The sequence below is a fragment of the Velazquezella soli genome, assembly GCF_977018685.1.
The window spans coordinates 1,321,514-1,338,323 of the sequence record NZ_CDRNXF010000004.1 but is presented as its reverse complement, the minus strand read 5'-3'; the positions used below and the strand labels follow the sequence as shown (position 1 = coordinate 1,338,323).

The window sequence follows — 16,810 nt, the reverse complement described above, 5'->3', positions numbered from 1 at the left end:
TCAACTACGACTTCTCGGCGTCGAGCGCCATATTCAGCGCCAACACATTCACCACTGGCTCACCCAGAAAGCCCAGTTCCCGCTGTTCGATATGCCGCTCGACTAGGGCGCGAACGGCCCCTTCATCCATGCTGCGCGCCCTTGCAACACGCTGTACCTGAAACAGCGCCGCTTCCGGCGAGATATGCGGATCGAGACCACTGCCCGATGCGGTGACGAGGTCGATCGGCACATCCGCGCCCGGGTTGGTCGCTTTCGCAGCCTCCGTGTCGGCCTTCACGCGGTCGATCAGCTTCTGGCTGGTCGGGCCGAGGTTGGAACCGGACGACGAGGCTGCGTTATAGCCATCGCCTGCAGCGGACGGGCGACCATGGAAAAACTGCTCGCCGGTGAAAGCCTGGCCGATCAGCGCGGAGCCGACGACCTTTCCATTCTGTTCGATCAGGCTGCCATTCGCCTGGACGGGGAAGATCGCCTGGGCGATGCCGGTCATGGCAAACGGATAGACAAGACCGGTGATGACGGTGACGGCAACGATCATGACGATTGCCGGACGGATCTGTTTCAACATGACGAATGCTCCTTAGGCAAGACCGATGGTTGTGATGACCATGTCGATCGCCTTGATGGCAAAGAAGGGAAGGATGATACCGCCGAGGCCGTAGATCAGAAGGTTGCGCGACAGCAGCGCACCGGCGCCGACGGCGCGGTATTTGACGCCGCGCAGCGACAGCGGGATCAGGGCAACGATGATCAGCGCGTTGAAGATGATCGCCGACAGGATGGCGCTTTGCGGTGTCGCCAGTCCCATCACGTTGAGAACGCCGAGTTGCGGATAGAAGGCCAGGAACATGGCCGGGATGATCGCAAAGTATTTGGCGATGTCGTTGGCGATCGAAAACGTCGTCAGCGCGCCGCGGGTCATCAGCAACTGTTTGCCGATCTCGACGATCTCGATGAGCTTGGTCGGATCGCTGTCGAGATCGACCATGTTGCCGGCTTCGCGCGCCGCCACCGTGCCGGTGTTCATGGCGACGCCGACATCGGCCTGGGCGAGCGCCGGCGCATCGTTGGTGCCGTCGCCGCACATGGCGACCAGTTTGCCCTTGGCCTGCTCCTCGCGGATCAGCGACAGCTTGTTTTCGGGCGTGGCCTGGGCAAGGAAGTCGTCGACCCCCGCCTCGGCCGCAATCGCTGCCGCCGTCATCGGATTGTCGCCGGTGATCATCACGGTACGGATACCCATGCGGCGCAATTCGGCAAACCGCTCGCGGATGCCGCCCTTGACGATATCCTTGAGCTGGATGACGCCGAGCAGCCTCCCGCCGCGGGCAACGGCCAGCGGCGTGCCGCCGGCCTTGGCGATCTCGTCGGCGATCGCCTGGCATTCCACCAGAACGGCGTCCTGCGTGACGGGCCCACCGGCCACGGCATTCTGGCGTATATAGGAAAGGATGGAATCGACGGCACCCTTGCGGATCTGCTCTCCGTCCAGATCGACACCGCTCATGCGGGTCTGTGCCGTGAACGGAACGAAGGTTGCCTTCAGGCTCGCCATGTCGCGGCTGCGGATCGCGTATTTTTCCTTGGCAAGCACGACGACGGAACGTCCCTCAGGCGTTTCGTCGGCAAGCGAGGCCAGTTGGGCTGCATCGGCAAGGTCCTGTTCCGACACGCCCTTGACCGGACGGAAGGACGTCGCCTGGCGGTTGCCGAGCGTGATCGTGCCGGTCTTGTCGAGGAGAAGCGTATCCACATCGCCGGCAGCCTCAACTGCGCGGCCGGACATGGCGAGCACGTTGAAGCGCACCAGACGGTCCATGCCGGCAATGCCGATCGCCGACAACAGGGCGCCGATCGTCGTCGGGATCAGTGTCACGAACAGCGCGACCAGCACGATGACGGGGATGGAGCCGCCCGCATAGGAGGCAAACGCCGGAATGGTCGCAGTTGCCAGAACGAAGATCAGCGTCATGCCCGCGAGAAGGATGTTGAGCGCGATTTCGTTCGGGGTCTTCTGACGTTCCGCGCCTTCGACGAGCGAAATCATCCGGTCGATAAAGGTCGAACCGGCGGCTGCCGTGATGCGCACGCGGATCCAGTCGGACAGGACCTGCGTGCCGCCTGTCACAGCCGAGCGGTCACCACCGGATTCGCGGATGACCGGAGCAGATTCACCCGTGATCGCGGCTTCGTTGACGGAGGCGACGCCCTCGATCACTTCCCCATCGGAGGGAATGATGTCCCCGGCTTCGACGAGAACGATGTCGTTCAGCTTGAGAGTGGTGCCGGCGACCATCTGGAAATCGGTCCGCTCTTTGCCGGTGAGAAGTTTTGCCTGGACCTCGGTGCGGGCCTTGCGCAGCGATTCCGCCTGCGCCTTGCCACGTCCTTCGGCAACCGCTTCCGCGAAATTGGCAAAAAGGACGGTGAACCAGAGCCAGATGTTGAGCTGCAGTGAGAAGCCCAGGTCGTCGCTGCCGGCGGCGAGATCGCGCAGGAACAGAACGGTGGTCAGCACCGACACCGTGGCCACGACGAACATGACCGGGTTTTTGACGAGGGTTTTCGGGTTCAGCTTGGTGAAAGCACCGCCGATTGCCGGAACGAGGATGCGCTTGTCCAGGATACTTGCGGATCTTGGTGCGCTATCGGATTTTGCCTGGCTCATATGAGGCTCCAGCCTTGGAAAGGGAGGCGACCGGGAAAAGGTCAGCCACGAAGGATTTCTAGTGTTGCGACGATGGCGAGCACGGCCGTCATCATCACGAGAATGGCGTTCGATCCGCACCACCAGCGGGAGACCGTCCCGCCACGCTTTGGCGTGACGGGAGGAGACTGTGCGGGGTGCGTCTGACGGTTACGCATGGTGCGACCTCAGAACGTTTGGCCGGCGATCATCATCAGGTGCTCGACGACGGGACCGAGCGCCAGTGACGGCAGGAAGGTAAGGCCACCGACGATCATGATCGTGCCGACCAGCAGACCGACAAACAGGGGGCCGTCGGTCGGGAACGTGCCGGCAGACGCCGGAACCGTCTTCTTGGCGACCAGCGAACCGGCAATTGCCAGCGCCGGAATGATGACCAGGAAGCGGCCCATCAGCATGCCGATGCCGAGCGTGATGTTGAACCAGGGCGTGTTGGCGGACAGTCCCCCGAAGGCGGAGCCGTTATTGGCGGCAGCCGAGGTATAGGCATAGAGGATCTCGGAGAAGCCGTGCGGACCGGCAGTCCCGATCGAGGCGACCGCCGACGGCAACACGCTGGCGACAGCCGTAAAGATCAGCATGGCGAGCGGCAGGCAGAGAATGGCGAGAAGAGCCATCTTCATGTCCTTGCCCTCGATCTTCTTGCCCAGATATTCCGGCGTACGGCCAACCATCAGACCCGCCACGAACACGGCGACGATGATGAACAGCACGATGCCGTAGAACCCTGCGCCGACACCGCCGACGATGACTTCGCCAAGCTGCATGTTGATCAGAGGAATAAGCCCGCCGAGTGCCGTGAACGAGCCGTGCATGGCATTGACCGCACCGCACGAGGCCGCAGTGGTAATCACGGCAAACAGCGACGACATGACAACGCCGAAGCGGACTTCCTTGCCCTCCATGTTGCCGCCCGAAAGGCCAAGCGTATGCATGATAGGGTTTCCGGAGGCTTCTGCCCAGTAGACGACGGTGACGCCGGCCAGAAACAGGATGCCCATCGAGGCGAGGATCGCCCAGCCCTGGCGCTGGTTGCCGACCATCCGGCCGAACACGTTGGTAAAGGCGGCACCGATCGCAAAGATCGACAGCATCTGGATCATGTTGGAAATGCTGTCGGGGTTTTCGAAGGGATGCGCCGAATTGGCGTTGAAGAAACCGCCGCCATTGGTGCCGAGCATCTTAATGGCAAGCTGCGACGCGACAGGGCCGACCGCAATCGTCTGCTGGACGCCTTCAAGCGTCGTGGCATTGACATAGGCCGAAAACGTCTGGGGAACGCCGAGCGAGACATAGATAAGCGTCAGCACGACGCAGAGCGGCAGGAGGATGTAGAGCGTGGCGCGGGTCGTATCGACCCAGAAATTGCCGATCGCCTTGCCCGATGCCCGCGAAAACGCGCGAATGAGACCGATGGCGATCGCCATGCCTGTCGCAGCCGAGGCAAAGTTCTGCACCGCGAGACCAGTCATCTGGCTGAAATAGGACATGGTGCTTTCGCCGCCGTAACTCTGCCAGTTGGTGTTGGCGACAAAGCTGACAGCGGTGTTGAACGACAATTCCGGTCCGGGCGATGCGAGACCTGCCGGGTTCATCGGCAGAACGTCCTGCAGCCGCAGGATACCGTATAAAAGCAGGAAACCGGCGAGATTGAACATCAGCACGGAAAACGCATAGGCGGTCCAATGCTGCTCTTCACGCTCGCTTGTGCCGGCCAGCGCGTAGAGCCCGCGTTCGAGCGGACCGAACACGGGGGAGAGAAAGGTACGCCCGCCGGAAAACACAAGGGTCATATAGGCCCCGAGCGGTTTGACGAGCAGAAGGAGGATCCCGCAATAGACGAGGATCTGTAGCCATCCGTTGAAGGTCATGGGAAGAGACTTTCGGGCAAGCTGAAGCTTTGGTCAGAAGCGTTCGGGGCGAATGAGAGCATAGGTGAGGTAGAGGGCGAGGAAAACGGTCACACCGCCGCCGAGGATATAATCGAGGGTCATGGCATCCCTCCTCAAAGCCTGTCGCAGGCGCGGGTATAGACCAGGCAGAGACCGAAAAAGGCAACGGTCGCCGCGACGAGAATAAGATCCATCATTGTTCTGGAATCCTGGTTGTTCGTGGTGTCAGCCAGGAAGGGCGTCGTTCTGATAACGCGTCATTCTCTCTCCGGCTGGAGACGATCACGATCCGTCTCGTCCTCAATATGCGGCGGAACCCCATAGGGATTCGAGATGGCCCAGAAGCCTAAGAAATATAAACCGCATAGGAATTTGCCCGCACGCTCGCGTGTCGGTACCTTGCCGTCGGCCGCTTAGGGCTTGGCCTTTGCGGAGTTCCCGTTGCGGTTTAACCTCCAAATCCTTACATATACGGAGTTGATATCACTCCGGAAAAGACAGGTGCGCGATGATTTGGGTAATAGGCGCAGCAGCCGTCGTGGTTCTCTACCTGTACTCGCGACGGGCGGGGATAGTGGCGGTGGCCGTTCTGGCTGTGCTTTATGTCGGCCTCTGGCTGATGTCGGGACAGATCAACTCGAAAGTGCCGACCAACCAATCCGTCGCCGTGGTCGCAAGCTCCGGAGGCGAGACATGCAAGGCACCCGGCGCGCCCGTCTCCGTCACCTTCACCAACAACGCGGACAGACAGCTGCTCGCGACATCCTTCACGCTGAGTGCACGCCAGGCGGGTCACAGCTCGCTGATCTACAGGGCAACGCTTCGAAGCGACAAGATCATCGAGCCGGGCGGCAGCTGGACCGAGTGCTACGGCCTCAATCCGCTGTCGTTTTCCGAACGGGACGTCCACTACAACCCCGGCGATCTCGAATGGTCGGCCGAGGTCTCGCTCTCGCGATTTGCGTCCAGCTAATCGTTTCTGGGACAAACCGTGCCGCAACGACTTGCGGTTTTGCTTGGCTTGAACGCTTCCACTTTCCCCGTCAGCGTGACCCGCAAACGGCTGTCGCGAATTATTTTTGCGTCACCGCTCGATAAGTTTTGTTCCAAGCGCATTTACACTGTCATGCCTGGCTTCTGGCAGCAGCGCATTCAATCGGGGACGGCTATGAGCGACATGAGTAAAGGGGCTATCGCAGCGGCGGGGATCGCGAACAAGCCTGTAGGGCTGAGCGCGCCGACCCTTTCGGGCCGAACGATCCTTATTCTCATCGGCGTGGCGGTGATCCTCTATGTCGGCCAGGAAGTGTTTGTGCCGCTTGCGCTCGCACTCCTTCTTACCTTCACGCTCGCACCCATCGTCAGTTTCCTGCGCAAGCGCTACGTCCCGAGGATCGCCGCCGTCCTCCTCGCCGTCGCCACCGCGTTTTTTGTCATTGCAGCCTTCGGTTTCATCGTGGCCGGACAGGTCGCCAATCTCGCGGACAATATTCCGACCTATCAGCGCAACATCGTCGCTAAGGTGCACTCTCTCAGCCAGGCGGGCTCCGGCAACGGCGTTTTCGAACATCTCAGTAAGGTCGTCGAGCGCATAGGCTCGGAACTGCAGGACAACGCCGAAGAAAGCAAGGAAGACGCGCCGCCACAGATCAAGCGTCGCGATCCGATGCCTGTCGAGATCGTAACCCGCGCCAACCCGATCGAAACGCTCGGCAATTTCATTCTGCCACTCATCAGTCCCTTTGCAACCGCGGGTCTGGTTATCGTCCTCGTGATTTTCATGCTGCTTGAGCGGGAGGAACTGCGCGACCGGTTCATACGCCTTGTCGGCCTCGGCGATCTCCACAGGACAACGGCGGCTCTTCAGGACGCGGGAAAACGCGTCGGCAAATATCTGCTGATGCAGTTGGTCGTCAACGCGCTGTATGCCTTGCCGATCTCGATCGGCCTCTGGCTGCTCGGCATCCCGAACGCCATCCTGTGGGGACTGTTGACGCTCGTCCTGCGCTTTGTCCCCTACATCGGTCCGGTCATCGGCATGATCCTGCCGCTGTTTCTGGCACTGGCTATTGCCCCCGGATGGTCGCTGGTTGCCTGGGTCGCCGCACTGTTTATCGTCACCGAACTCGTCAGCAACAACGTCGTCGAACCGTGGCTCTATGGAAGCCATACGGGGCTTTCGCCGCTCGCCATCATCGTCTCGGCCATCTTCTGGTCGTGGCTGTGGGGGCCTGTCGGGCTGATGCTTTCGACGCCCCTCACCGTCTGTCTCGTCGTTCTCGGTCGCTACGTCCCGCAATTCAGCTTTCTCGACGTGCTGCTCGGCAATGAGCCGGTTCTGCAACCGCAGGAAAAACTCTACCAGAGACTGCTTGCCGGCGATCCCAACGAGGCGACCGACAACGCGGAGGATTTTCTCGAGGAGGAGTATCTCGTCGACTATTATGAAAAAGTCGGACTGCCTGCACTCAGGCTGGGTGAACTCGACCGGCAGCGCGGCGTGATGAGCGAGGCCCAGATTGCCCTGTTTGCCTCCACCACCCAGACGCTGATTGGCAATCTGGCGGAGATCGCGATCGAGGAAGAAGCGGAAGACGATCCGGTCGAAGGCGAAGCCGCTGTCACAGAGCAGATCACCGGTGAAATCGACCTGCCCAGCGGCGAAGGGAAATCCGTTCTTTGCCTCGGCGGCAGAGGCGCGATTGACGATGCCGCGGCCGCCATGTTGTCGCAGGTTCTCGCCATTCAGGGCGCCACCGTGTCTCAGGCCGACCACACGGCCGTGAGCGGCAAGACGGTAAGCCTGATGAACCTGACCGACGTCGACACGGTCCTCATCGCTTTCCTCAATGGCGGCTCCAAAGCCCACGCCCGCCAGGCCGTCCGCCGGTTCAAGCGACAGAAGCCGTCGGTTCGGGTGGGGATCATGATCACCGGCGTTGACGGTCAGCGGGAAAGCCCCCTTGCGACAGAGGACATCGATGCAGACTTTGTCGTCACCACCATTTCCGATGCGGTTCGTGGCGCGCTGACCACCGCCCAGGCGGTCGAGATCAAGGCGCCGAAGCGGATCGGCCGGCCTCGCGAGCGCAAGACCACGCCGCTCGTCGCCTGATCGGAGCACCCCGCAGGCAGGCCTGACCTGTGGGGTCATGGATGCCGACGCGCCTGAGTGCATCGAGATCTGGATAGACAAGGTTCAACTCGTCAAGACCTGAAGAGCCCGGGAGGCATGGACATGACCGAGACATTTACCGCCATGGTGATCGATACCGTCGACGGCAAGCCGAAAGGCGCCTTCCGGGAAATCTCCCTCGCCGATCTGCCTGACAATGACGTTCTGGTCGAGATTGCCTATTCGACGGTCAACTACAAGGACGGTCTGGCCATCACCGGCAAGGGCCGGATCGCCCGCCGCATGCCGATGGTCGGCGGCATCGATCTTGCCGGAACCGTGGTCGAATCACGCTCCCCGGATTGGAAGCCGGACGACAAGGTGGTCGTGAACGGCTGGGGCCTGTCAGAAACGGAATGGGGCGCCTATACCCGCTACCAGCGGGTCAAACCGGAATGGCTGATCCCGCTGCCCGACGCCTTCACGATGGAACAGGCGATGGCAATCGGCACGGCCGGCTATACCGCGGCACTCTGCGTCGACGCGCTTGAAAAATGGGGCTCGATTAAACCCGGCGCAGGCGAAGTCCTCGTGACCGGCGCCGCCGGTGGCGTCGGCTCGGTGGCGATCGCGCTTCTGGCGGCGCGCGGCTACGTCGTCACAGCCTCGACCGGTCGCCCCGAAACCCACGACTATCTGGCCTCGCTCGGTGCCACCAGCTTCATCGATCGCACGACGCTTGCCGAAAAGGGCGGCCCGCTGCAGACGGAGCGCTGGACCGGCGGCATCGACAGCGTCGGCTCGACGACGCTTGCCAACGCCTTGTCGCAGACCATGCGGGGCTGCGCAATCGCAGCCTGCGGCCTTGCCGGCGGACCCGACCTGCCAGCGACGGTCCTTCCCCATATCCTGCGCGCCGTCACCCTGATCGGGGTCGACTCGGTCATGGCCTCGCGCCAACAACGCCTCACCGCCTGGTCGCGCCTTGCCCGCGATCTCGACAGCCGAAAGCTTGCCGCCATCACCAGAACGGAACCGATGTCCAACCTGCCGCAACTGGCAGAAGAGATCATCGCCGGCAAGGTGCGCGGCCGGATCGTGATCGACGTCACGAGGTAACCCCGCGCGCCGTACGCAATGGCCGGCCTCCCTCTTCAGCCGCGTTCGCGCTAGAACGGATAGTGCTGGTGCGGATCCTCGATGGTGATCCAGCGCAGATCGGTGAATTCGTTGCTCGCAGCCCTGCCGCCGAAGCGGCCATAGCCGGAGCCCTTGACGCCGCCGAACGGCATCTGTGCCTCATCCGCGACAGAGGGGCCGTTGATGTGGCAGATCCCCGATTGCACCCGGCCGGCGACGGCGAGCGCGCGCTGGATATCGCGGCTGTAGACCGAACCCGAGAGACCGTATTCAGTATCGTTGGCGATCCGGATCGCCTCCTCCTCGTCCTTGACCCGGATGATCGGCTTGACCGGACCGAAGCACTCCTCGTCATAGATGCGCATGCCGGGCTTGACGTGATCGAGCACCGTAGCCTCCACGACGCTGCCGGTGCGCTTGCCGCCCGCGGTGAGACTGGCCCCCTTGGCGATCGCGTCGGCAATGATCTCTTCCATCTTCTCCGCGGCACCGATTGTCACCAGCGAACCGAGCACGACGTGACCGCGGGGATCGCCCGCCGGAAGCTTGGCTGCGCGCTCGGACAGTTTAGCCACGAATTCATCGGCGATCTTGTCGTGGACGATCAGCTTTTCGGTCGCCATGCAGACCTGGCCCATGTTGATGAACGAGCCGAAGATCGCGCCGTTGACGGCCGCATCGATATCGGCGTCCTCAAGCACGAGCATCGGTGCCTTGCCGCCCAGTTCGAGAAGCGCCGGCTTCAGATGGCGGCCGCAGAGTTCGCCGATGATGCGGCCGACCTTGGTGGAACCGGTAAAGTTGACGCGGCGGACTTCGGGTGCCGAAACCAGCGCCTCGACAACGACGGCGGCATCCTCGGGTGCATTGGTGATGACGTTGACGACTCCATCCGGGAAACCGGCCTCGATAAACACCTTGCCGATCGCGACATGCAGTCCGGGGCATGCTTCGGAGGCCTTGAGGATGACCGTGTTACCGCAGGCAAGCGCCATGGCGATGGCCCGCACGCCGAGAATGATCGGTGCATTCCACGGCGCGATGCCAAGGCAGACGCCGACCGGTTGGCGCATCGCCATCGACAGGTTTCCGGGCTTGTCCGACGGGATGATCTCACCCTGGATCTGGGTCGTCATGGCCGCGGCTTCCCGCAGCATGTTTGCCGCAAGATGCGCGTTGAAGCCGGCCCATCCGCCGGTCGCGCCGGTCTCGGCGGTCATCAGCTCGGTGAGCTCGCCACCCTTGGACGCAAGAACATCGGCCGCCTTGTTGAGAAGCGCGCGACGCGCACCGGGACCGGTCGTCGACCATGCCGGAAAGGCGGTCTGCGCTGCGGCGACGGCTGCCTTGGCATCCTCGATGCCGGACGCCGGCGATCGGCTCGCGACATCGCCCGTAAAGGGATTGATCCGTTCGAACGTCTTGCCCGAAATGGCGTCGGCCAACTGGCCGCCGATGATCTGTTTGATGTCCAAGGTCGCGTCCTTTTTTTTGGGAAAACAGATAGCCAGCTTCGAGGGATGCGCCACAGCCGTAAACGACAGCATCACACGTCCGCTTTCTCGACCGATCGCGCGAACAAACAGTCAGCCTGCGCATGACTTCGCACAGTCTGACCGTCAGTCTCCGCGGTTTCCATCGAGAAGCGAAGCCCCTCCTCCAACAGGCATGTTAACGAACTCCAGCCGCGACTCAAGGGGAGGATCAAACAGCCGCAGCCACGAACATGGCACTTGCCTCAAGCCGTCAAACGGAAAGATACGGGACTGATCTGCGCTACTTCGAGCAGACACGGCCCGCTCGGCTCTTTCACACCCTATCGACGAGGGATAGGTAGGATTGCGGAACCGGCGCCGCAGTCGACATGCGCAACTGAAAGTACCCAATGTTTCATCTCATCTTTGGACTGCCCTGGCTGATTGTCGTCTTCCGCTTCATTCAGCCGCTGCCCTGGCACTGGTCGGCGAAGGTGGCAGTGGCGGTGCTTCTGCTGATCGCCTCGCAATACCATTTCTTCAGCCGGCTCTCCTCCGGCTCGGTCTTTTCGCCGGAGTTTCCGCGACCGCTGATCATTGCGTTCAACCTCCTGTTTGGCGCGATCGTTTTCGTGGCCGTCTTCCAGATCGCACTCGATGTCGCCTCGCTCCTGATCATGCCCTTCAACGGACACTTCCCCGCCGCACCCGCCGGGCTCCGTTATGCCATGGGTGGCGTCGCGCTCTGCCTTTCCGCCTATGGTGTCAGCCAGGCAATCCGTGTACCGCCACTCAACGACATCGAGATTGCAATCGCAAACCTGCCGCCGGAATTCGAGGGCTATCGCCTCGTCCAGCTGACCGATCTCCACATCAGCCGGCTGTTCCCAGCGAAATGGGCCGAGGCGGTCGTATCGAAAACCAACGCGCTCGATGCGGACCTCATCGTCATCACGGGAGACTTTATCGACGGCAGCGTCGCAGACCGCCGCGGCGACGTCGCATCGCTGGCAAGCCTGCGGGCGCGCGATGGGGTCTATGCCATCCCTGGCAACCACGAATACTTCTTCGATTACCGGGACTGGATGCGCCACCTCGAAACCTTGAACATGACGATGCTTCAGAATGCCCACGTTGTGCTGACGCGAGGGAGCGGCAGGCTCGTGCTGGCCGGTGTCACGGACCTTTCGGCACGCGGACACGGAGCGCCGGCCCCGGACCTTGATACGGCTATTGCGGATGCCCCCGCCGACGCGCCGATCATTCTTCTCGACCATCAGCCCAGGTTGGCACAGAAAGCCGCCGCATCGGGGATCGCCCTCCAGCTGTCGGGACATACCCATGGCGGCATGGTTGTCGGCCTTGATCGCGTGGTCGCACGCGCCAACAACGGCTTTGTTTCGGGCCGCTATCAGATCGGCGGGATGACCCTCTACGTCAACAACGGCACGGGCATTTGGCCCGGTTTCGCGCTGCGGATCGGTGTTCCCTCCGAACTGACCCGGATCACGCTTCGGGCCGGTCAGCCGCTTTGAAGGCTGAAGTGACACCGCTTCATCTGCTTTCTCTATCCACAACCATCGGCTCGCCGCGAACGACAGGTGTTGACGTGGGCGCTCTCGCCAACACATAGTCGCCGCCAATGCGCCGTCATCGACACGGTGCGTCGATCGGGATTGGAGGATCTCGACCGGTATTCATGCCAAGGGAGGAATTTTCATGAAAGTCATTACAGGCTCGGCAATTCTGGCGACCGCATCGTTTCTGATGGGATCAACCGCCATGGCCGCAACGGAAATCTCGTGGTGGCACGCCATGACCGGCGCCAACAATGAGGTTGTCGACCAGCTCGCCAAGGAATTCAACGAAAGCCAGTCGGACTTCAAGGTCATGCCTGTCTTCAAGGGCACCTACCCGGAAACGCTGAACGCCGGCATCGCCGCCTTCCGCGCCAAGCAGCCACCGGCCATCATGCAGGTGTTTGACGCCGGCAGCGGCGTCATGATGGGCGCCCAGGGCGCCATCGTGCCGGTTGCGGACGTTCTGGAAAAGGGTGGCTTCAAATTCGACAAGAGCCAGTACCTGCCGGGGATCGTTGCCTACTATTCGAAGCCTGACGGCACGATGCTGTCCTTCCCCTACAATTCGTCCTCGCCAATCCTCTATTATAACAAGGATATCTTCGAGAAGGCCGGGCTCAACCCCGACACGCCGCCGAAGACCTGGGGCGAGGTGTTTGACGCTGCCAAGAAGATCAAGACCAGCGGTGCCGCTCCCTGCGGCTTTACCTCGACATGGCTCACATGGATCCAGACGGAAAACTTTGCGGCCTGGAACAACCTTTCCTATGGCAGCAATGAAAACGGCCTTGGCGGCACTGACGTCAAGCTTGCCTTCAACGCCGAACCCTTCGTCAAGCATTTCCAGGCAATCGCCGATCTCGCCAAGGACGGCACGTTCCGTTACGGCGGCCGCACGTCTGAAGCCAAGCAGTTGTTCACATCAGGCGAATGCGCCATCCTGACCGAATCCTCCGGCGGTCTGGGCGACATCGTCAAGTCCGGCCTGAAATACGGCATCGGCCAGCTGCCCTATGCAGAAGGTCCGGGACGCCCGCAGAACACCATCCCCGGCGGCGCCAGCCTCTGGGTCTTCGGCGGCAAGAGCGATGCCGAATACAAGGGGGTCGCGACCTTCTTCAACTTCCTGTCCCAAACCAAGATCCAGTCTAGGCTGCACCAGGTTTCCGGCTACATGCCGGTCACGATGGCAGCCTATGAGGATACGAAGAAATCCGGCTTCTACGAGAAGAACCCGGCCCGCGAAACGCCGTTGCTGCAGATGATGGGCAAGGCACCGACCGCGAACTCCAAGGGCGTTCGCCTCGTCAACCTGCCGCAGGTCCGCGACATCATGAACGAAGAGTTCGAATCGATGCTCGCCGGCAAGCAGGATGCCAAGGCCGCTCTCGACAAGGCTGTGCAGCGGGGCAATGCCGCCATCCAGCAAGCCATCGGCAAGTAAGCGGTAAGCGTTAGGGCCGCCCCGGCGACTGTCGAGGGCGGCCTGCAGCATTTCAACGGAGCCTGCCCGTGCAAAGCGTCGTATTTCCTAACAAGGTGCTGCCCTATTTTCTGGTGGCGCCGCAGATTGTCCTGACCGTCGTGTTCTTCTTCTGGCCGGCCAGCCAGGCGCTCTACCAGTCGGCCATGCGCGAAGATCCGTTCGGGCTGCAGAGCAGCTTTGTCGGCTTCGCCAACTTTTCCGCCATCCTGGCCGACGAGAGCTATCTTCACGCGCTCCGCGTCACCGTCGTCTTCAGCGTGGCAACCGCGCTGCTTTCCATGGGTGTCGCGCTTCTGCTGGCGACCGCCGCCGATACCGTCGTGCGCGGCAAGGGTTTCTACCGCACGATGATGATCATCCCCTATGCGGTGGCGCCGGCCGTTGCCGGCATGCTGTGGCTGTTCATGTTCAACCCGGCCATGGGCACGTTCGCCTATATCCTGCGGCGCAACGGCATTGCATGGGACCCGCTGCTGAACGGCGATCAAGCCATGTCCCTCGTCGTTGTGGCAGCCGCCTGGAAACAGATCAGCTACAATTTCCTGTTCTTCGTCGCCGGCCTGCAGGCAATCCCGAAATCCCTGCTCGAAGCCGCCGCGATCGATGGCGCGCGAGGCAGCCGAAGGTTCTGGACGATCGTCTTCCCGCTGCTTGCACCGACCACCTTCTTCCTTCTGGTCGTCAACACCGTCTACGCCTTCTTCGACACGTTCGGCATCATCCATTCGGTGACCGGCGGCGGACCGGCAAAGGCCACCGAAACACTGGTCTACAAGGTCTACAACGACGGCTTCGTGAACCTCAACCTCGGTTCGTCTGCGGCCCAGTCGGTGATCCTGATGGTCATCGTCATCGCGCTGACCGCCTTCCAGTTCCGCTTCGTCGAGCGACGCGTCCATTACGGGTAAAATTATCAGATGATCGAGAACCGTCCTGTCGCACGCCTGATGGCGCATCTGATGCTGATCCTTGGGATCATCATCGTCGCCTTCCCCATCTACTACACATTCATTGCCTCGACGGCGACGTCGAGCGCGATCATCCGACCACCGCTGTCGCTGCTGCCTGGCGGCCATATGGTCGAGAACTATAGCGAGTCCATTTCCGGCGGTGTCGAGCGCGTCGTCGGCGTCAGTCTGGAGCGGCTGTTGTTCAACAGCTTCGTGGTGGCGGTCGCGATTGCTGTCGGCAAGATCATCATCTCGTTCCTGTCGGCATTCGCCATCGTCTTCTTTCGCTTTCCGTTCCGAATGGGCTTCTTCTGGATGATCTTCATCACCCTGATGCTGCCGGTCGAAGTGCGCATCCTGCCGACCTACAAGGTGATCGTCGATCTCGGCCTGCTCAACACCTATGCCGGCCTCACCCTGCCGCTGATGGCATCGGCAACGGCGACCTTCCTGTTTCGCCAGTTCTTCCTCACCATTCCCGGCGAAATGGTCGAGGCGGCGCGGATCGACAATGCAGGACCGTTCCGCTTCATGCGCGATATCCTGCTGCCGCTGTCGACGACCAATATCGCGGCCCTGTTCGTCATCCTGTTTATCTACGGCTGGACCCAGTATCTCTGGCCGCTGCTCGTCACCGACCGCGCGGAGATGAACACGATCATCATCGGCCTGCGCCGCATGGTCGATTTCACTGATGCATCAACTCCTTGGAACTACGTCATGGTCACGGCGATCCTGGCAATCATCCCTCCCGTCATCGTCGTGGTGCTCATGCAGCGCTGGTTCGTCAAAGGTTTGGTGGAGACCGAAAAGTAATGGCAACAATTGAACTGAAAGACGTCCGCAAGGTCTATGGCGGCAATATCGACGCCATCAAGGGCGTGTCACTGGACATCGCAGACGGCGAGATGATCGTTCTGGTCGGCCCATCCGGCTGCGGCAAGTCCACGCTGCTGCGCATGGTTGCCGGGCTCGAAAGCATCACCGGTGGTGACGTCATCATCAACGGCAAGCGCGTCAACGACATGGAACCGGCCGAGCGCGATATCGCGATGGTGTTCCAGAACTACGCGCTCTATCCGCACATGACGGTCAAGCAGAACCTTGCCTACGGTCTGAAGAACCGCGGAACCTCGAAGGACGAGATCGAACGGCGCATCACCGAGGCAGCGCGCGCACTCGAAATCGAGCCGTTCCTCGCCCGCAAGCCACGGCAGCTTTCCGGCGGCCAGCGGCAGCGTGTGGCGATGGGCCGCGCGATCGTGCGCAAGCCCGCAGCCTTCCTGTTCGACGAGCCGCTATCGAACCTCGACGCGAAACTGCGCGTGCAGATGCGGGTCGAGATCCGCCGTCTGCAGCGGTCCTTGGCCACGACGTCGATCTACGTCACCCACGACCAGATGGAAGCGATGACGCTCGCCGACCGCCTCGTCGTCCTCAATGCCGGCCGGATCGAGCAGGTCGGCACGCCGATCGAGCTCTACGAGAAACCCGCGACCACCTTCGTCGCAACCTTCATCGGGTCTCCGTCAATGAACCTGATGACACTTGGCAAGCCCGGCGGCTGGAGCGTGGCCGAAGGCCTTCCCTCCACTGTCGCCACCGTCGGCATTCGTCCGGAAGACATCGTGATTGCCGAGGGAGAGGTTTCCTCGCCTTTCAGAGCCGAGGTCGAGGTCATCGCCGTCGAACTGGTCGGAGCAGAAAGCTACGTCCATGGTGCGACGTCGGACGGAAGCCCTCTTGTCTTCCGGGTCCCCGGCCGCTCCCGCATCGCGATCGGCGAGAAACTGCCCGTGACGACAGCGCCCCACCACCTTCATCTTTTCGACAGCGCCGGAAAGCGCATCGAACGTACCGGTTGATCCGGGACGCGCAAAGATGCGCAGGAGTGCGCTCTCGACGGACGCCTGCGCACTCCTGCAACTTCGCGACATTGACCCTATCGGAAAGTGAGCTATTACTCATGCGAGCAAAAAGGTTCGCATCGCAATAATGGTCACCATTCTCGTAACACTGCTGGGTTTCCTGGTCCTTCTGATTGCAGCCGTGTTCTTCGCAGTTCGCGCGCGCGCGCTTGCGTACGACAAGCACTTCCGCGATCAGGTCCGCCTGCAGCGAAGACTGGAGAACCGGGAGGCCAAGCTCAAGATCAGAGCTCGCAAGCACCGCCGCAACCTCGCAAAGAAACGCCTCGCCAGGATGAAGCGGGCGAAGGCGCTGGCCGCGCGGGCGAAGTGATTTTCCGCAACAGCTGCTGCCTGTGAAAATGTGCGGGCTGCAGCACTTCGCACCGAGAAGCTGCGGGCGCAGAAGCATCCGGGCCAAGCCTCGGATATCACCCGCAGGATACAGCTGAGATCAGATAGAAATTTAGGGAAATTTGGTAGCGGAGGGCAGAATTGAACTGCCGACCTCAGGGTTATGAATCCTGCGCTCTCACCAACTGAGCTACCCCGCCA

15 protein-coding genes and 1 tRNA gene are annotated in these 16,810 nt (G+C 61.5%); 9 read left to right on the top strand and 7 right to left on the bottom strand.

The window, feature by feature from the left end; genetic code table 11:
• Positions 1-4 precede the first annotated feature (4 nt).
• From kdpC to kdpF, 5 genes are read right to left on the bottom strand one after another with little or no spacing between them, the layout of a single operon-like run.
• The gene (gene kdpC / locus AC0JZ8_RS09960; protein ID WP_471892395.1) at positions 5-571 is read right to left on the bottom strand and encodes a potassium-transporting ATPase subunit KdpC; all 567 of its coding nucleotides are present in this window, start codon (positions 569-571) and stop codon (positions 5-7) included.
• Between the two features lie 12 nt (positions 572-583).
• A complete protein-coding gene (gene kdpB, locus AC0JZ8_RS09955; RefSeq protein ID WP_062460668.1) occupies positions 584-2,671 on the bottom strand; it encodes a potassium-transporting ATPase subunit KdpB in 2,088 nt (695 codons plus the stop codon).
• A 41-nt stretch (positions 2,672-2,712) separates the two neighbouring features.
• On the bottom strand, positions 2,713-2,868 hold the full coding sequence (locus tag AC0JZ8_RS09950; RefSeq protein ID WP_471892394.1) for a hypothetical protein: 156 nt from the start codon (positions 2,866-2,868) through the stop codon (positions 2,713-2,715).
• Positions 2,869-2,877: 9 nt separating this feature from the next.
• Positions 2,878-4,581, bottom strand: a complete 1,704-nt coding sequence (kdpA, locus tag AC0JZ8_RS09945) for a potassium-transporting ATPase subunit KdpA (protein WP_471892393.1) — start codon at positions 4,579-4,581, stop codon at positions 2,878-2,880.
• 33 nt (positions 4,582-4,614) lie between these two features.
• Entirely contained in the window at positions 4,615-4,704 is a 90-nt protein-coding gene (kdpF, locus tag AC0JZ8_RS09940; protein WP_062460674.1) for a K(+)-transporting ATPase subunit F, read from the bottom strand.
• Positions 4,705-5,110: 406 nt separating this feature from the next.
• Here kdpF and AC0JZ8_RS09935 point away from each other — a divergent pair, with 406 nt between their 5' ends.
• From AC0JZ8_RS09935 to AC0JZ8_RS09925, 3 genes are all read left to right on the top strand, one after another.
• The gene (locus AC0JZ8_RS09935; RefSeq protein WP_471892392.1) at positions 5,111-5,575 is read left to right on the top strand and encodes a hypothetical protein; all 465 of its coding nucleotides are present in this window, start codon (positions 5,111-5,113) and stop codon (positions 5,573-5,575) included.
• Between the two features lie 195 nt (positions 5,576-5,770).
• Positions 5,771-7,717: an AI-2E family transporter gene (locus AC0JZ8_RS09930; protein WP_113109808.1), complete on the top strand. Its 1,947-nt coding sequence runs from the start codon at positions 5,771-5,773 to the stop codon at positions 7,715-7,717.
• Between the two features lie 123 nt (positions 7,718-7,840).
• Complete coding sequence (locus AC0JZ8_RS09925; protein WP_471892391.1) at positions 7,841-8,836, top strand: MDR family oxidoreductase; 996 nt, start codon at positions 7,841-7,843, stop codon at positions 8,834-8,836.
• A 50-nt stretch (positions 8,837-8,886) separates the two neighbouring features.
• On the opposite strand, the gene AC0JZ8_RS09920 is transcribed toward AC0JZ8_RS09925, so the two are convergent.
• Positions 8,887-10,332 carry an aldehyde dehydrogenase gene (locus AC0JZ8_RS09920; protein WP_471892390.1) on the bottom strand — a complete coding sequence of 482 codons (1,446 nt, stop codon included), beginning with the start codon at positions 10,330-10,332 and terminating at the stop codon, positions 8,887-8,889.
• A gap of 410 nt (positions 10,333-10,742) precedes the next feature.
• Here AC0JZ8_RS09920 and AC0JZ8_RS09915 point away from each other — a divergent pair, with 410 nt between their 5' ends.
• The 6 genes from AC0JZ8_RS09915 (at position 10,743) to AC0JZ8_RS09890 (ending at position 16,589) form a co-directional block, all read left to right on the top strand.
• On the top strand, positions 10,743-11,867 hold the full coding sequence (locus tag AC0JZ8_RS09915) for a metallophosphoesterase (protein ID WP_471892389.1): 1,125 nt from the start codon (positions 10,743-10,745) through the stop codon (positions 11,865-11,867).
• Positions 11,868-12,051: 184 nt separating this feature from the next.
• Complete coding sequence (gene ugpB, locus AC0JZ8_RS09910) at positions 12,052-13,356, top strand: sn-glycerol-3-phosphate ABC transporter substrate-binding protein UgpB (protein ID WP_471892388.1); 1,305 nt, start codon at positions 12,052-12,054, stop codon at positions 13,354-13,356.
• A gap of 68 nt (positions 13,357-13,424) precedes the next feature.
• On the top strand, positions 13,425-14,306 hold the full coding sequence (gene ugpA, locus AC0JZ8_RS09905) for a sn-glycerol-3-phosphate ABC transporter permease UgpA (protein ID WP_062460690.1): 882 nt from the start codon (positions 13,425-13,427) through the stop codon (positions 14,304-14,306).
• Between the two features lie 9 nt (positions 14,307-14,315).
• Entirely contained in the window at positions 14,316-15,164 is an 849-nt protein-coding gene (gene ugpE, locus AC0JZ8_RS09900; RefSeq protein WP_062460693.1) for a sn-glycerol-3-phosphate ABC transporter permease UgpE, read from the top strand.
• A complete protein-coding gene (locus AC0JZ8_RS09895; protein WP_209901748.1) occupies positions 15,164-16,213 on the top strand; it encodes a sn-glycerol-3-phosphate import ATP-binding protein UgpC in 1,050 nt (349 codons plus the stop codon). Before ugpE ends, AC0JZ8_RS09895 begins: the two co-directional genes overlap by 1 nt.
• 130 nt (positions 16,214-16,343) lie before the next feature.
• Entirely contained in the window at positions 16,344-16,589 is a 246-nt protein-coding gene (locus AC0JZ8_RS09890; RefSeq protein ID WP_062460699.1) for a hypothetical protein, read from the top strand.
• A 143-nt stretch (positions 16,590-16,732) separates the two neighbouring features.
• On the opposite strand, the gene AC0JZ8_RS09885 is transcribed toward AC0JZ8_RS09890, so the two are convergent.
• Positions 16,733-16,809 (bottom strand) — tRNA-Met (locus AC0JZ8_RS09885).
• Position 16,810 lies beyond the last annotated feature (1 nt).

Coding starts and splice junctions, on each gene's coding strand:
- kdpB (WP_062460668.1), bottom strand. CDS start 2,671: ATGAGCCAGGCAAAATCCGATAGCGCACCAAGATCCGCAAGTATCCTG.
- AC0JZ8_RS09915 (WP_471892389.1), top strand. CDS start 10,743: ATGTTTCATCTCATCTTTGGACTGCCCTGGCTGATTGTCGTCTTCCGC.
- AC0JZ8_RS09935 (WP_471892392.1), top strand. CDS start 5,111: ATGATTTGGGTAATAGGCGCAGCAGCCGTCGTGGTTCTCTACCTGTAC.
- kdpA (WP_471892393.1), bottom strand. CDS start 4,581: ATGACCTTCAACGGATGGCTACAGATCCTCGTCTATTGCGGGATCCTC.
- ugpE (WP_062460693.1), top strand. CDS start 14,316: ATGATCGAGAACCGTCCTGTCGCACGCCTGATGGCGCATCTGATGCTG.
- kdpC (WP_471892395.1), bottom strand. CDS start 571: ATGTTGAAACAGATCCGTCCGGCAATCGTCATGATCGTTGCCGTCACC.
- AC0JZ8_RS09950 (WP_471892394.1), bottom strand. CDS start 2,868: ATGCGTAACCGTCAGACGCACCCCGCACAGTCTCCTCCCGTCACGCCA.
- AC0JZ8_RS09890 (WP_062460699.1), top strand. CDS start 16,344: ATGGTCACCATTCTCGTAACACTGCTGGGTTTCCTGGTCCTTCTGATT.
- kdpF (WP_062460674.1), bottom strand. CDS start 4,704: ATGACCCTCGATTATATCCTCGGCGGCGGTGTGACCGTTTTCCTCGCC.
- AC0JZ8_RS09895 (WP_209901748.1), top strand. CDS start 15,164: ATGGCAACAATTGAACTGAAAGACGTCCGCAAGGTCTATGGCGGCAAT.
- ugpB (WP_471892388.1), top strand. CDS start 12,052: ATGAAAGTCATTACAGGCTCGGCAATTCTGGCGACCGCATCGTTTCTG.
- AC0JZ8_RS09925 (WP_471892391.1), top strand. CDS start 7,841: ATGACCGAGACATTTACCGCCATGGTGATCGATACCGTCGACGGCAAG.
- AC0JZ8_RS09930 (WP_113109808.1), top strand. CDS start 5,771: ATGAGCGACATGAGTAAAGGGGCTATCGCAGCGGCGGGGATCGCGAAC.